The 15440-nt window shown below is 69.3% G+C and carries 12 protein-coding genes and 3 pseudogenes; 4 read left to right on the forward strand and 11 right to left on the reverse strand.

The features are described 5' to 3' along the window. Positions 1-6 precede the first annotated feature (6 nt). On the forward strand, positions 7-564 hold the full coding sequence (tpg, locus tag KM933_RS34940) for a telomere-protecting terminal protein Tpg (RefSeq protein ID WP_221360232.1): 558 nt from the start codon (positions 7-9) through the stop codon (positions 562-564). 457 nt (positions 565-1021) lie between these two features. Here tpg and KM933_RS34945 read toward each other — a convergent pair whose 3' ends face one another. Then, positions 1022-1327 (reverse strand): hypothetical protein, encoded by a 306-nt coding sequence (locus KM933_RS34945; RefSeq protein WP_221360233.1) that lies wholly within the window; start codon positions 1325-1327, stop codon positions 1022-1024. 1060 nt (positions 1328-2387) lie between these two features. On the opposite strand from KM933_RS34945, the gene KM933_RS34950 reads away from it, so the two are divergent. After that, positions 2388-3158: a class I SAM-dependent methyltransferase gene (locus tag KM933_RS34950; RefSeq protein WP_221360234.1), complete on the forward strand. Its 771-nt coding sequence runs from the start codon at positions 2388-2390 to the stop codon at positions 3156-3158. A gap of 141 nt (positions 3159-3299) precedes the next feature. Here the strand turns inward: KM933_RS34950 and KM933_RS34955 are convergent. The 8 genes and pseudogenes from KM933_RS34955 to KM933_RS34990 form a co-directional block, all read right to left on the reverse strand. Then, positions 3300-4090, reverse strand: a protein-coding gene (locus KM933_RS34955; protein WP_430727409.1) for an IS5 family transposase whose coding sequence is annotated in 2 segments (ribosomal slippage) — positions 3300-3760 and positions 3760-4090 — 792 coding nt in all. Because the reading frame shifts where the segments join, the coding sequence is not laid out codon by codon here. Between the two features lie 81 nt (positions 4091-4171). Continuing rightward, positions 4172-4363 (reverse strand): annotated as a pseudogene (locus KM933_RS40785) (transposase); the annotation flags it as partial. A 223-nt stretch (positions 4364-4586) separates the two neighbouring features. Next, positions 4587-4976 carry a VOC family protein gene (locus tag KM933_RS34965; RefSeq protein ID WP_221360236.1) on the reverse strand — a complete coding sequence of 130 codons (390 nt, stop codon included), beginning with the start codon at positions 4974-4976 and terminating at the stop codon, positions 4587-4589. 89 nt (positions 4977-5065) lie between these two features. Continuing rightward, the gene (locus KM933_RS34970; RefSeq protein ID WP_221360237.1) at positions 5066-5893 is read right to left on the reverse strand and encodes an alpha/beta fold hydrolase; all 828 of its coding nucleotides are present in this window, start codon (positions 5891-5893) and stop codon (positions 5066-5068) included. Between the two features lie 73 nt (positions 5894-5966). Then, a pseudogene (locus KM933_RS34975) lies at positions 5967-6689 on the reverse strand (IS630 family transposase); the annotation flags it as partial. A gap of 115 nt (positions 6690-6804) precedes the next feature. After that, positions 6805-7029 (reverse strand): hypothetical protein, encoded by a 225-nt coding sequence (locus tag KM933_RS34980; RefSeq protein WP_221360238.1) that lies wholly within the window; start codon positions 7027-7029, stop codon positions 6805-6807. 298 nt (positions 7030-7327) lie between these two features. Beyond that, the gene (locus KM933_RS34985; protein WP_221360240.1) at positions 7328-9784 is read right to left on the reverse strand and encodes an FtsX-like permease family protein; all 2457 of its coding nucleotides are present in this window, start codon (positions 9782-9784) and stop codon (positions 7328-7330) included. Beyond that, a complete protein-coding gene (locus tag KM933_RS34990) occupies positions 9778-10515 on the reverse strand; it encodes an ABC transporter ATP-binding protein (protein ID WP_221360246.1) in 738 nt (245 codons plus the stop codon). Before KM933_RS34990 ends, KM933_RS34985 begins: the two co-directional genes overlap by 7 nt. A gap of 198 nt (positions 10516-10713) precedes the next feature. On the opposite strand from KM933_RS34990, the gene KM933_RS34995 reads away from it, so the two are divergent. Next, positions 10714-11985, forward strand: a complete 1272-nt coding sequence (locus tag KM933_RS34995) for a sensor histidine kinase (protein WP_221360257.1) — start codon at positions 10714-10716, stop codon at positions 11983-11985. Then, positions 11985-12617, forward strand: a complete 633-nt coding sequence (locus KM933_RS35000; protein WP_221360242.1) for a response regulator — start codon at positions 11985-11987, stop codon at positions 12615-12617. Before KM933_RS34995 ends, KM933_RS35000 begins: the two co-directional genes overlap by 1 nt. A gap of 126 nt (positions 12618-12743) precedes the next feature. Here KM933_RS35000 and KM933_RS35005 read toward each other — a convergent pair. Continuing rightward, positions 12744-13550: pseudogene (locus tag KM933_RS35005) on the reverse strand (IS5 family transposase). A 97-nt stretch (positions 13551-13647) separates the two neighbouring features. Beyond that, positions 13648-15000: an MFS transporter gene (locus tag KM933_RS35010; RefSeq protein ID WP_221360259.1), complete on the reverse strand. Its 1353-nt coding sequence runs from the start codon at positions 14998-15000 to the stop codon at positions 13648-13650. Positions 15001-15440: the final 440 nt, after the last annotated feature.

The following is a 15440-nucleotide window of genomic DNA, read 5'->3' on the forward strand; positions in this document are numbered from 1 at the left end:
GCCACGATGAGCCTGATCGGGGACGGCCTGGAGAAGGCGGTGCAGAAGGCGTTCACCCGCCCGGCACCGAAGAACGCGGGCCCGCAGATGCGGTACCTGGTCAAGCAGCTCGGCGGCACCAAGGCGGTCGCCCAGATGCTGCGCATCTCCCAGCGCACCGTCGAGCGGTACGTGAAGGACCAGATCAGAAAGCCCCGCCCCGACCTCGCTGCGCGCTTGGAGCGTGAGGTGAAGAAGAGGTGGCAGCCGCAGATCCGGGCCAGGGCCAGGGCGAAGGCGGCGTCCACGGGGGGCATCGTCATCGACACCCGCGCCCGCATGGGCTACACCGCCCCGATCGGCTCCACCGACCAGGACCGCATCCGGCACCTGACCGTCGCCCTGCCCCCGGTCTACGCCGCCCGTCTCTTCGACGCCCAGGAGCAGGGTGCCGGCGACGCCCGGCTCCAGGAGATCGCGGCCGAAGCGCTCAAGGAGGTGTACTTCCAGGAAGGCGGCCGCCGCGCCGGAAGCCTGGAAGAGGTCCGCTTCACGGACATCGAGCACCTCGAGTTCGACCTGTAGAGGACGTTCCCCGAACCATCTGCGAGCCCGGATGCGCCTGAGCGCTTCAGCTGACGAGTGAGCGCGCGAGTTGGCGGCTGGAGCGGGCGGCGCCAGGCGGCTCGGTGAGCCGGGGCAGGTTATGGGCGCACGGCCTGCCGAAGGAACACGCGGTGCGGTGCGCCCCGCAAACGAGTGGGGCCCGACCACTGGGGGATCGGGCCCTCATCAACAACGCGCCTGGTGGGACACCCACACGTGCTACTACGTCAAACGCCCCGCGCACCCGGCCACGATTCCCGCCCATGCTTATGGGCCTGCACGTGTTCGACCTGCTTTCCTCGTTCCGTGCGGACAAGGGTCCGCACGGCCGTTCGACCCGAGACCGCCGTGCGGGACGGGACGCAGTCTGATCTTCTCGCACGGCGGGGCCGACAGGATGAATCTTTCCGGCCCCACCGGCTGGTCAGCGCCTTGTTCAGCGGGACTCGTCGTAGGGGTCGCGGCTGCCGGACTTGGCCAGACCGCGGCTGATCATGTAGCCGACGGTGAGGATCACGATGTACAGCCACGCCTTGTCGGCGCGGAAGTAGTCGGCGTGGCCCTCGTCGTCGCCCACGACCATGGAGGCGATCAGCACCGCGACGACCGCGGCGACGTAGGCGAAGAACTCGGTGGTCTTGAAGGCGGCCTTCGTCTCGGTGGACAGCCGGCGCGGCCGGTGAGCGGCCCCGTCGGCGCCCGTGCGGTGGTCTGCGTTGCCGACCGGGTTCACAGCGCTCATGAGAAGGCGCCTTTCTCATTCGGGGGAGCGCGTAGGCACTCCGCAGTTAAGGAGAGCGTCAAGATCAACGCTGCACTCCACAAGTGCCCACAGGGACGGGGTTAAACAACATTTCGAGCCATGAGGCGAAAAATCGATCATTGGACAGCCCGGCTGCCGCAGCAGCGGTGCGCTGCCGGAAGACGACCGGCACCGCCGCACCTGCCCTAACGGCCTCCAGAGGCAGTCCACAACCCTGTGTCAGGCCCTCTTCGGGCGTCCGAAGAAGCAGCACGACGTCCCTGCAAGGGAACGCGCTCGGCCGGGCATCCCGACCGAGCGCTTACCTCTGCCCGGCCCGCCTGCAGTACGGCCAGGCACGCAGTCCGGGGTCCTGGGACCTGAGACCGCCGTCCGTCTCCAGACGCCTAGGTGCACAGCCACTCCGGCCGGCCCACGGTCTCCGCGTCCCGCGATTATCCCGCCGGACCATGCGGGCAGGGGACGATTCCGCGCACTGGTGGAAAGGCGGTGTTCCGCCCCTGCGCTCTTCCCCGTCCTGGCAGGCGCCGAGACAGTCCGTCCAACTGTCCTCGCGAACTGGCCGCGGGGGCGGAGCCGTCGGCACGGTGGACATTGCCCGGTGGACCGACCACCTCCTGCTCCGGATGATCCAGTCAGCGGCGTTGCCGCGTCGTCGCCGGGCGTCCCGCGAAGGTCACCGTCAGGCCCCAGATCCACGTCCCCGTCCAGCCCCCGGCCCCGGCCGCCGAACAGCACCCGCACAACGGCTGGCCGTTCCGGGACTGACCTCCGGTCGCTCCGCACGGTCCTCGCCCACCCGCTTCCGGGTGGGCGAGGACCGGACAGGCCGACCGGTCAGCACGCTGATGCCGAGAACGCGGAGTACTGGGAGCAGGAGGGGCGTACGCCGTGCCGTGCCTCTTCACCCCGATGCACCCCAATGTGATGTCCGCTGAAGAGTTTCGCTCACCGGGCAGGCGCACTGGCCATGTCACTGTGGCATCGGATTACTCGCAGGTGGCGGCATAGAACAGGCCGGATCGAAGGGAGCGCGGGAGTGGACGGGCCGAACGGCGTCAAAGCGGGGGACCTGCAGGCGGACGAGGACGCCTACCGGGAAGCCCTCAGCCGCTTTTTGGCCGGGACGGACGAGAAGACCACCACCCACGCCTACCTGCAAAGGATCGTGGAGCAGTTGCCCGCCCGGCGGGTGCTTTTGGACGTGGGGGCTGCTGACGGCACCACGACGCGGCATCTCGCCCCGTACTTCGAGCGCACCGTCTGCATCGAGCCGAGTGAGTCGATGCGACGCGCCTTGACCCTGGCGTGCCCGCAGGCCCAGGTGGTGGCTGAACCGGTCCTGCAAGCCCAGGTCGACGCCCGGGCCGATCTGGCCCTGCTGTCCCACGTGCTGTACTACGTTCCGCGCGTCCAATGGGCAGCGACGGTCTCCCGCATCATGCAGTGGCTGGCCCCGGGCGGACTCCTGCTCGTCCTCCTGCAGAACCCCGACGAGACATGCATGCGCATGGTGCACCACTTCACCGGACTCCGCTTCGACCTGAGAGAACTGGCCGACGAACTGGCCGCCCTCCCACCCGGCCTGATCGGCAGCATCACCGTGGACACCGTGCCCGCCCGCTACCGCAGCCGGGACCTGAACGAGACCGTCGCCGTCGCCGACTTCCACCTCAGCCTCCCCGACAGGGCCTCCCCCACCCGGGAAGCCGTCGAGGCGTACGTCCAGCAGCACCTCCGCGACGGTGACGGCGGATACGTCCTGCGCCACGACCAACACGTCCTGCGCGTCCAACGGCCAGCGCTGTAAAAACCACATGCCTACGGTTCGGGGAACGGTCAGTGCCTGACGCTGTCGGGCATCTTGTTTCCCATGAGCGGCGGCGTAGTGCGGGGACCACCCGGATCCCCACCCGCCCTAAGATCCCCGACAGCATCAAGCTAAGAGGTCCTAACAAAGGCGCTGAACGTGCCGGTGGGTGATGAGGCAGGTGGCGAGGCCGAGGAAGGCTTCGTGGATGTCGTCGCGTCGTTCCCAGCGGATCCGTAGGCGGCGGAAGCCGTGCAGCCAGGCGACAGTTCTCTCGACGACATAGCGGAAGACGCCCAGGCCGGAGCCGTGTGGTTGGCCTCGTTCGGCGATGACCGGGCGGATGCCGCGGGCCCGGAGCAGGCGGCGGTACTTGTCGTGGTCGTAGCCGCGGTCAGCCAGGAGCGCGTCGGGCCGGTGTCTGGGCCGACCGACGACGCCGGCCACGGCCGGAACCTTGTCCAGTAGAGGCAGCAACTGCGTGACGTCGTTGCGGTTCCCGCCGGTCAGCGACACCGCGAGCGGGATGCCCTGGCCGTCGGTAAGGACGTGGTGCTTGCTGCCCGGCCGTGCGCGGTCGACCGGGCTGGGCCCGCTTTTGGGCCGCGCCGAGCGGCCGGCGTGTGGGAGGAGTCGATCACCGCCCGCGACCAGTCCAGCTTCTTCGCGGCCCGCAGCTTCTTCAGTAGCACCAGGTGCACCTCGTCCCACACGCCGGCCTCATTCCATGCGGCCAGCCGCCGCCAGCACGTCATGCCGGAGCCGAAGCCCAGCTCCTGGGGCAGGTACTCCCACTGGATGCCGGTATGCGGCACGAACAGGATCCCGCACAGCGCCTGCCGGTCCGGGATCCGCGGTCGGCCCTCCACCAGCTTCGGAGCCGGCTGAGGCAGCAACGGCTCGACCAGCGACCACAGCTCGTCCGAGACGATCCACGGACGCGACTCCCTCTTTCCCACGACAACACCAACGAGCAACCAGACCGACAGTCACATGATCAACGGCTTCTGTCAGGGCTTCTGAGGAGTCGCGTGGAGCGGGTAGTACACGCGGCCGTCGGCCCACACCGTGGCCATTGTGACGATGCCGTTGTCCGTCTTGCCCAGCCGGCCCAGCCACTGCCTGCCCACATTGGCGGTGGCCGTGCCGGCCTTGCGGTCCCCGGAGTCGTCGATCACGATGACCCCACCGTCGTGCGGAGCCGTCGGACCGGCTGGCGTTGGCGGTGCCGGCGCAGTACCGGATGGCGACGACCGGGCAGCTGCATCTGCGGACCGTCCCCGGGGTGCGGACCGAGCAGACGCGGCGCCGACTGATGAAGCTGCGCGGCGAAGGGCTGGTGGAGCGGATCGCGCCGGCGCAGCGCGCTTGCGTTTTCGGCTCCTTACCCGCACCACACCCTCGTGAAGCGTGACCGTGAGCTTCTGATCAGTCGTCCCGCCGGCCTTCGACGCAGAACCGGTTGCCCTCCGGGTCGGCCAGTACGACGTACGGCCGTTCAGCAGTCGCTGGGTTCTGCGGGTAGTGCCGCCAGTCGACATGCTGAGCGCCGAGCGCCACCAGCCGGGCGACCTCCTCGTCCAGTGCGCGCTCTCCCGCGTCGAGGTCTAAGTGGATACGGGGAAACTCCACCGCAGGGCTCTCGCTCACGTCCATCGCGATCGGGATACCGGGCACACCGGTGGGAGGCTCCACAACGATCCAGTCGTCACCTTCGAAACGCGGAGGCCGCCGCACATAGCCCAGGGCCTGACGCCAGAACTCACCTGCTCTCACGTCATCGATCACACCCAGCGAGACCTGCCTGATCATCGTCATGTCAGCAGCATAGGTATGCCATCCCGACCAGACCGTCGTTTTCCGTCCTGAAGACGCTCCGTCACCGACTGTGACGGCTCAGAGTCAAGCTAGCCCCAGAACTCTTGCAGGGCGGCGTTGACGGCAGCGGGCTCCTGGATGTGGGGGTAGTACCCGGGTACCTGCAGAAGACGGCCCCCGAGGGAGTCCGTGAGGGACTCTGCCACGGCCATCAGGGGAAGCCCCACGTGCTCGCGGTACGCCGCCGGTGCCTGCTCCCAGGTCCCGCAGATGACCAGAACCGGCAGGGCGGCATCCCGGATCGTCTCCAGCGGGATCTGCGCCTCCCAGACGGGCCGCTCCCTCATGGCGGTGGCAACGGCACGCAGCCGGCGCGGCGTGGGATCGGGAGCGGCCATCCCCAACCCCTCGGTGGACGCCCGTAGATACTGCTCGGGTGTGACGCCGTCCAGAGCATTGGGAGCACCGTCGCGCACGCGCTCGAGGAGGTCGGCGACGACTGGACGGTCGGCGGCGGCAGCAAAGGCGGAGGGCTGGATGAGGGCGAGGGAGCGGATGAGGTCGGGTCGGCGTGCGGCGGCGATGAGTGCGACGACGCCACCGTTCCCGTGCCCCACGAGATGGGTACCGCCGTTCCCCGCGGTGCAGGTCCCGTCGTCGAGAATTTCCACGACGTCCTCGGCGTCGACATCGAAGTCGCTGCGAGCGGTGTCCGGGCTGTCGCCGTAACCCCGGCGATCCATCAGCAGCAGTCGCCGACCGCCGGCGAGGGGCCGCTGCCCGGCAAACCCGTAGGTGGAGTCGCTGCCCCAGGCGAAAATGTTGTGGACGAAGAGGGCAGCGGCCGCACTCACTTGATCCTGGTCCCCTCCGACCCCATCGCGGTCATCCCACACGGTCACGTGCACCGCTGACATAGGCCACCCTCCTGAAGCCAAGGAACGTTGACTCCCGGGAGGTTACTGGCTCACGGCACGTGATCATTAGACCTTAGTCTTCTGAGTCAGGAATTCTGTTCAGGTAGCTGGCAAGGCGTTGGAGGATCTCGTCCGCGGTCTTCGTCCAGACATAGGGCCTGGGATCGGTGTTCCGTGCGGTGATCCAGGATCGGATGTCTTTCTCCATTGCGTGCACGGTCTTGTGGACGCCGCGGCGTATCTGTTTGTTGGTCAGTTCGGCGAACCACCGCTCGACCAGGTTGAGCCAGGATGACCCGGTCGGGGTGAGGTGCAGGTGGAAGCGCGGGTGGGTCAGCAGCCACGTCTTGATCGCCGGGGTCTTGTGGGTGGCGTAGTTGTCCAGCACCAGATGGACGTCCAGGTTCGCCGGGATCTCCCGGTCGAGCTTGACCAGGAACTTCTTGAGCTCGTCGGCCCGGTGTCGGCGGTGGGGGGAGCCGATCACCTTGCCGGTGGCGGCCTCGAGCGCGGCGAACAACGTGGTGGTGCCTGCCCGCACGTACTCGTGGGTGATGCGCTGGGGAACCCTGGGCATCATCGGCAACACCGGCTGCGAACGGTCCAGCGCCTGGATCTGCGACTTCTCGTCAACGCAGAACACCAGCGCCCGCTCGGGCGGATCCAGACAAAGGCCGACCACGTCGTGGACCTTGTCGACGAAGTACGGACCGGTTGACAGCTTGAACGTCTCCGAGCGGTGTGGCTGCAGGCCGAACGCCCGCCAGATCCGCGACACGGTCGACTGCGACGTACTGGCGTGGTGCCGCGCTGTCGCTGTCATGGATGCGGCTTCCAGGCTCTGTGCGGGTCGGGACGACGCCGAGACCGAGTTTCTAGTGACGTTGGCTCGCGGCTGAACGACGGCTCCCTCAGCGGAGACGAGTGGCGGATTGCTGTGCTTCGAGGGCCTCTCGGAAGCGGGTGTTCTCAAGAGTGACGTACTGGATTTGGGTGGCGGCCAGGGCGAGGGCGGAGGTGAGTTCTCGGTTGCGGCGCCGGAGCTTCGCGACCTCATCCAGCCACGACACCAAGTCGTCGGGCTGTACATCACGGAAAGAACGCGTGGTCGCGGGCGCGGGCAAGTCGCGGCTCACGAAGTGCACTGTTCACCCAGGGCTGCTCAACGCCTGCGGACCCTAACCGGTCAGTGACCGCCTGCTCACAACCGAGCCCGCCCAGCCCTGTGTTTCTGTCGCGGACGTCAGGGGCGTCGACGGAATTCGCTGGTCACGACTTGCACGACTGCCTGCGAAGATCCTCTCCCGCGCTGGTCTCCGCAGTTTTTCCCGCGCCTTAAGGTCAAGAGCACACCTGTCAGTCCACGGGAAGAGTCCCTCGCCCTGTGATCCATGAGGTCTGCATCCGGGCAGACCAGCGTCCAGGGCAGAAAGGTCACTCCGGTGTCCCCGCCAGCTCCACCGCCCTGCGGCGCAGGGAGAGGCCGGCCGGGGCGACCGCCGAGATCACGGCGAGCACCGCGCAGGCACCCAGGGCCGCCGCGAGCGTCGCCCACGGGATCTCGATGGACGTCCACACCGAGAGCAGACCCAGCGCGCTCCACATGCCCACCAGGTTGAGCCCGGCGACCAGCGCTCCCAGCAGTCCGCCGACCATGACCACCATCAGCGCCTCGGCGCCCACCAGCCGCAGCACCTGCCACCTGGTGGCGCCGGCCAGCCGCAGCACAGCCAGCTCGCGGACCCGGTCGGAGGTCGCCATGACCATCGTGTTGGCCAGCGAGATGCCGGTGTAGAGGAGAGCGATCCCGAGGACCAGGAGGAACCCCATCCGGGTCGTCCGGTTGGTCTCGGGATACGCCGCTCGCACCCAGGCGTCCCTGGTGAGGACCTCCTCGCCCGACGCCCGCACCGCCTGACGCAGACCGGCGGCCACGGTGCCCGCCTCGGCACCGTCCGTGAGGCGTACGTCGACCCGGTCGACGAACGCCGCGGGGGCGTTGCGCGGGGTGACGTAGACGCCGTTGTTGCCGGTGCCGATGGTCATGACCGCGGCGATCTTCAGGGACTTCCTCGTGCCGTCACCGAGCCACACGTCCACCCGCTCGCCCACGGTGTGCTTCTCCCACTCCTCGTTGACGATGATCGAGTCGTCGTCCAGATCGCCCACCTTCCCGGCGGCGAGCGGGAGACGGGCCGTTGCGGCGAGCGGTTCCGGCTCGATGGCCCTGGCATCGGACCTGATGAGCGCCACGCCGTCCTCCAGGACGTACACGGCGCTCGACGAACTCGCCGCGACCTCGGCACCGGACACGGCCCGAAGCCGCTGCAGCGTCGCCTCGTCGAAGCCGGCGTTGCCCGCCGGAGTGACCACGAAGTCGGCGGCCGTCTGATCGCGCACCTCGGTGGCCTTCGCCTCGTTGAGGGTGGCAGTGGCGCCGAGCAGCGAGCCCGCCAGCGCGACCGTGACCAGCACGGGCGCCGCGACGGCGGCGGTGCGGCGGACCCCGGTGGCGGTGTTCTCCCGCACCAGCATCCCGCCGGCGCCCGGCAGTTGGGCCGGCAGCCAGGCGATCAGCTGGGCCAGTGGCCGCACCAGCACCGGCGCGAGCAGCGCGACCGCGGTGATCAGCAGCATCGGCCGGCTCACATAGGTCTTGCGCTGCAGCAGGTCGCCCGGGTTCGTCACCAGGGCCAGGGTCAGGGTCACCGCGGCGGTGATCAGCAGGGCCGCGCCGAACAGCCAGCGGCCCCATGTCATCGGCCGAGTGTCAACGGACGCCTCGCGCAGTGCCTCGGTGGGGCCGGTGCGCCCGGCCCGCCAGGACGCGGCCAGCACGCCGCACAGGGCCACGAACAGGCCCGTCCAGAACGCCATGTGATAGGGCCAGGTGTAGTCGCCGATGGTGAACCAGCGGGGCGCAAGGCTCTCGTCGACCGCCCACTCGGCGAGCTTCGGAGCCCCGTAGGAACCGAGCACACAGCCGACGGCCGAGGCGAGCACACCGACCGCGAGCGCCTCGTACACGACCATGCGGCGGATCTGTCCCGGGGTCGCCCCGGCGGTGCGCAGCAGCCCGAACTCGCGGCGCCGCTGGGCCACCGCGAACGCGAAGGTCGAGGCCACCACGAACACCGACACGAATCCGGTGACGCCGCCGGCCGTGCCGAACATGGCGTTCATCGCGGTGAGGGCCTCGCTGTCCCGGTCGGGGTCGGCGTCGGCGTACCGGCGCGCGTCCCCGGTGAGGACCTGGACACCTTCGCTGCCGCGCACCGCCTCACGCACGGCCGCCGCATCGGCGTCGACCACGAGCTGGAGGCTGCGCGGCGACAGTTCGGCGGCGCGGGTGTCGGTGTAGAACACGGCGTTTTCGAAGCCGAGCCCGGCCACGGTGCCGACGACGCGCACCGTGCCGCCGTCGGTCCGCACCCGGGTGCCCGGACGGGCCCAGTCACCGCTGACGACGACCTCGTCCGCGGCCTCGGGCGCGCGCCCCGCGTCGAGGTGGTACGGCGCGAAGGCCGCCGTGGACCAGGGGTGGCCCACCAGATCCGCGGGCCCGCCCTTGGCCTGCACGGCGAACGACCGGTCCTCGACGACGGCCCCGAGGTCCCGCAGCTTCACGGCCGCGTCGTCGGGCACGGCACGCGGCTGCGCGAGCTTCTGGGTGCGGTCGCCGATCGAGGTGGGCACCTCGATGGTGTCCTGGCCCTTGACGACGACCGGCGCGGCGGCGAACCGCTGCGCCCCCCGGTCGGGAGCGTCCAGCGAGGACGCCAGGGCCAGCCCCATCACGGCGATCAGCGCCACGCCCAGGGAGAGGGCGACGAAACTGCCGACGAAGTTGACCCAGCGGGTACGCAGGGTGCGCAGCGAGGTGCTCAGCACGGCGCCGCCTCGAGCTTGGTCATGCGTGCCGCGATGTCCTCGGCGGAGACGCCGATCAACTCACCGTTGACCCGGCCGTCGACGAGGAAGACGACGCGGTCGGCGTAGGAGGCCGCGACGGGGTCGTGGCTGACCATGATGATCGTCCGGCTGTCCCGGTCGACCATGCCACGCAGCAGGGCCAGCACCTCGCGGCTGGTCTGCGAGTCGAGCGCGCCGGTCGGCTCGTCACCGAACAGCACTTCGGGGCGGGTGATCAGGGCGCGGGCCAGGGCAACGCGCTGCTGCTGGCCGCCGGACATCTCCGTCGGTCGGTGCCGCGCACGGTCGCCGAGTCCGACCTGTTCGAGCACCTCGCGCACCTGGGCCTTCTTCGGGCGGCGGCCGGCCAGCCGCAGCGGCAGGGCCACGTTCTGCTCGGCGGTCAGCGAGGGCAGCAGGTTGAACGCCTGGAACACAAAGCCGATGCGCTCGCGGCGCAGCAGGGTCAGCTTGGTCTCGCTCAGCCTGGTCAGCTCGGTGTCGCCTACGGTGACCGAGCCCGACGTGGGCCGGTCCAGGCCCGCTGCGCACTGCAGCAGGGTCGACTTGCCGGACCCGGACGGGCCCATCACGGCGGTGAAAGTGCCCCTCGGGAAGGCGAGCGATACCTGGTCGAGGGCGGTGACGGACGTGCCGCCCGAGCCGTACCGCCTGGTTACGCAGCGCAATCGGATCGCGTCGTTGCTCATATGTTCCCCCACCAGTACCTGCTCCTTGGCTCGTTGGTGCCTCAACGAAACCGCGGAAGCCCTTCGTGAAGCAGTACGGCCCGAACGAGACTTGGGGTAGTGCCAGGCATACCCCCGATACGCGCCCTGGACCGATGGCACCGGACCGGTGGGCCACTTACGGTCATGCACATGCACCCTCGGAATGTGTGGCAGGCCATGTCCCGGCCGGGCTTCCTGCTGTCGGCCTGGCCCTGGCGCTCCACCGCGTATCTGCTCACCGGCGCGGTGACCGGCGTCGCCACCTTGGTGGGGATCGTGACGGTGGCAGCGGTCTGCGGTGCGCTCGCCATCGTCTTGGTGGGACTGCCCATGCTCGTCGTGGTTGCCCTCAGCGGTATCCCGGTGGCCTGGGTGGAGCGGCGCAGGGTACGCCTGATCGACCGCAACCCGGTGTCCGGCCGGCACCAGGTGCCGGCCGCGCCGGGACTGTGGGCCTGGCTGACCACCCGGCTGCGCGAGCAGGCGACCTGGCGGGAGCTCGGGTACGCGCTGCTGTTCGCCGGGCTGCTGTGGCCGGTCGACGCCCTGGTGATCACGGTCGCCCTGCTCTTGCCGCTGTCCATGGTCGCCACCCCGCTGCTGATGGCCACGGTTGGCGACGGCCACGAGGCGAAGGTGCTCAAGCAGTGGACGGTCACCACATGGCCGACCGCTTTCGGCGTCGCCGTACTGGGCCTGCTCCTGATGGGCCTGGGCGCGTACGTGCTCGGCGTCACGGCGGGCGCCCGCGCAGAGCTGGCCCGGCTGCTGATCGCCTCCCGCGAGGGCGAGCTCGGCGCCAAGGTGGTCGAACTGGCCCGCTCCCGCGTCCGGTTGGTGGATGCCTTTGAGGCCGAGCGGCGCCGTATCGAGCGCGATCTGCACGACGGCGCCCAGCAGCGACTTGTGGCCCTGACGATGGCCCTCGGGCTGGCCCGCCTCGACGCCCCGCCCGGCCCGCTCGCCGACCAGCTCACCAAGGCCCACGAGGAGGCGGGCAAGGCGCTCGCGGAACTGCGCGAGCTCATCCACGGCATCCATCCCAAGGTCCTCACGGACTACGGCCTTCAAGCCGCGGTCAGCGACGCCGCCGACCGCTGCGTGGTCCCCGTCGACATCGACCTCGAACTGCCGGGCCGGCCACCCCAGGCGGTCGAATCCGCGGCGTACTTCGTGGTCTGCGAGGCGCTGGCCAACGTCGCCAAACACAGCGGGGCCCACCGCGCGCAGGTGAGCGGCGGTCATCGCGGCGGACGCCTGTTCCTCGAAGTGCGCGACGGCGGCTGCGGCGGCGCGGACCCCTCGGCGGGCAGCGGCCTCACCGGTCTCGCGGACCGGGTATCGGTCCTTGATGGCAGACTTGCCCTGACCAGTCCGCCGGGTGGACCGACTCTGTTGCGTGTGGAGTTTCCTTGCGAGTTGACCAGGGCGGCCGACCGCTCCGCGTAGTGCTGGCCGAAGACAGCGTGCTACTGCGGGAAGGACTCATCGGCCTGCTCAGCCGCTACGGCCACGAGGTGGTGTCGGCTGTCGGGGACGCACAGGCACTGATTTCCGCTGTCGAGGAGCACGCCCCCGACATCGTGGTGACGGACGTACGCATGCCGCCCGGTTTCCAGGACGAAGGGCTGCACGCGGCAGTGCGGCTGCGCGAGAAGCGCCTCACACTCCCGGTCCTGGTCCTCAGCCAGTACGTGCAGCGGACATACGCCGCCGAACTCCTGGACTCCGGCGACGGAACAGGCGTCGGCTATCTGCTTAAGGACCGAGTCGGCCAGGTTGAGGAGTTTGCAGAAGCGCTGCACAAGGTGGCGAACGGCGGGACGGTGGTCGACCCCGAGGTGGTGCGCCAGTTGCTGCGCCGCCGCCGCGATCCGCTGGAGCAGCTCACCCCGCGCGAACGCGAGGTGCTGGCACTGATCGCCGAAGGCAAGTCCAATGGCGCGATCGCCAAGGAGCTGGTGGTTTCCGAAGCGGCGATCGGCAAGCACATCGGCAACATCCTCACCAAGCTGGACCTACCTCCGACGGACAAGACCCACCGCAGGGTCCTGGCCGTCCTCACTTACCTGCGGGCATGACCCGCCGAGGGCACCGAGCCGCTATGCCTGGCTGACATCAGCAGCAAGGTACGGCGGGGACATAAGAGAGATCGCGCGGATAGGTCAGGGTCGTTGGGCAGGGCGGGTATCCCACCGGTAGGCGGTTCAGGCCCGGCGGGGCAGCCTGCGGATCATGATGACCGCGCTGGTCAGCGCTACCCACGCGTCCTGTACTGTCGCGCGCCGGTCGGTCACGATCGTCAACGTCTTGAACCCCCGGTGGTGCCAGGAATTGGTCCGCTCGACCACCCACCGGTGGGTGTGGTTGATCGGGATGAACTGTCCCTTCGGGGTGATCCGCCCAGCGCAGCCCAGCTCGTCCAGCAGCGTTCGGGTGGGTTGTGAGTCGTAGCCGGCGTCCAGGTGCACCGTGATCGCCGGTGGCAGACGGAACCCGAACAGGCGCAGGGTTTCCAGGGTGGGGCGCAACAGCGGCGAGTCGTTGTGGTTCGCGCCGGCCAGGACCCACCCCAGTGGCAAGCCTTTAGCGTCGACCGGTACCGAACGCTTCAGATCGCTCTTGCCTCGGTCCACCGGGCTGCGCCCGGTGTTGTGGCCACCGCCAGGGGTTTTCACGATGCAGGTGTCCACCCACGGGATTCTCAAGGTCGAGGCCGATGGTCTCGTCGTATGCCTCCGGCGCCAGGTGGTGCAGTTGTTCGAAGTGGCCGTCGGCAATCCACTCATCTCGCCGAGCCCTCATCGTGTCGTGGTTGCCGAGCACGTGTGGTCGGCGTGCTGCTGGTAGGTGCCTCCGAGCACGAGGCGGGCCAGGAGCTTGTCGAACACGATCCGGTCGGGGATGCGGGGGCGGTGGCAGCCCAACGGATGAGCGGCCGCTGACCGCTTGGGCAGGAGGGCTTGGAACTGCTTCCACAACGGGTCGGTTATGGATGAGGGCAGGACGGGCACGTGACCTTCGCTCAGCCGAAGAAGGCGTTGACCGGCAAGCCCCGCAGGGGTGTGCCGTCCCGACCGTTATGGGTGGCACACCCCTGCGGGGCGACAGTCACCCGGCTTGTTCCCGCAGGTCCGCTGCGAGAACAGGTGCGGGCATGCGCCAGATCACGACCGCGCCGGTCACGAGCCCCATGGTGGCCAGCAGGGTGGCGACCAGGAACGGATCGAGGGAGTGCATGGACGGGGCGAACCCGATCCCGACGCAGAGCGCCACCCCGGTCGCGCCGCCCAGCTGGTCAGCCGCGCGCTGGATGCCTGCGGCGGTCCCGGCGTCGTCCTCGGTGACGCCGCCGACCGCGAGGTACTGCAGCCCCACGAGGCCGAACCCCATCCCGGCCGCGATCAGGAGCATGGCCGGGATCATCGCCACGCCGTCTGCCCGCAGGGCCGCGATGGCGGCGATCGCGGCCATCGCGGCCGCGGTGGACCCGATGCCGGCCAGCACACACGCGCGTGCTCCCCAGTGGCCCAGCAGGCGGGGCACCAGCATCGAGAAAACGATCAGAGAGAGGGCCAGGGGCAGCATCGTCAGGCCCGCGCCGAGCGGGCCGGTGCCCAGTCGGTCCTGCAGATAGAAGGTGAACAGCAGGAACGAGGTCGACAGCGCTCCGCTCAGCAGCATCGTGGCCACATTGGCCGCCACACGTGTTCGGTTGGCGAAGAAGCGCAGCGGCAGCAGGGGGTTGCGCGAGCGTGCCTCAACGCGCACGAACCCGGCCCCGGTGGCCACCGCCCCGGCCAGCGTCCCCATGATGACCCATGTGGGCGCTCCGGGTTCACCGGCCTTGACCACGCCGAGGGTGAACAGCAGCGGGCAGGCGGTCAGCAGCAGTGCGCCGGGAAGGTCCAGCCGCAGGACGTCCTTGGCCGCAGGACGTTCCCCCTCGACCAGGAAGACGGCCGCCAGCAGCACGATCAGGATGAACGGGACCGGGACCAGGAAGATCCACCGCCACCCCAGGTGGGCGGTGATGACTCCGGACAGGACGAACCCGACCACGAGACCGCAGCTGGCCACCGCCGCCCACACGCTCAGGGCCCGCGAGCGGCGCGGGCCTTCGGGGAACATCAGGACGATGGTGGCCATCGCGGCGGGCAGCGCGATGGCCTCACCGGCGCCCTGCAGCAGGCGCGCGAGAACCAGCAGCGCGAACGTGGGGGCCAGGCCCGCCAGCAGGGACGCGGCGCCGAACAGGCCGGTGCCGAGCAGCAGTACGCGCCGCCGCCCGAGCAGGTCGCCCAGCCGGCCACCGAGCATCAGCAGCCCGCCACCGGTGACCGTGTACCCGACCACGATCCAGGTCAGAGTGTGCCCGTCGACGTCGAAGTCGGCGCCGATCGAGGGCAGGGCGATGTTGACCACGGTCACGTCGACCGCGATGAAGAACTGCAGCATGGACATCGCGCACAGCACCAGCCGTGCGCGTGCCGGAGACGGGCTGTGCCCGCGGGAAGAAGGGATGCCTGGAAGCATCAGGTGCTCCGTCACTCAGAAGAAGTTCTGAGCAGCACAAACCTGTGCCGCTCCGGTCTGATCACGAAGCGGCTGGACGTCCAGGGAGAGTGTGTGGGTCGAACGTCCCGCCGCTAGCGGGACGACCTGGTCACCGCGGCGCAAGCGGCCGCACACGAAGCAGCAGACATGCCGTGAACGCTACCAGGGCAGCGACACCCGGATCAGGGGATTACCCGACGTCTCGTCTCTTCACTCGCAGGCCCGTCCGCCAGCCAGAGCTTCCCGGGCACCGAAAAGCTCGTCGCCGCGCAGCACCTATCTGCGCGATCTCTTACGAGCTGGTGCGTGATTGTGTTGGAGATATGGGTGCCTGACCTGGGGTTTTT

This window comes from Streptomyces beigongshangae (assembly GCF_019710745.1).
In the GTDB taxonomy this organism is placed as follows: domain Bacteria; phylum Actinomycetota; class Actinomycetes; order Streptomycetales; family Streptomycetaceae; genus Streptomyces; species Streptomyces beigongshangae.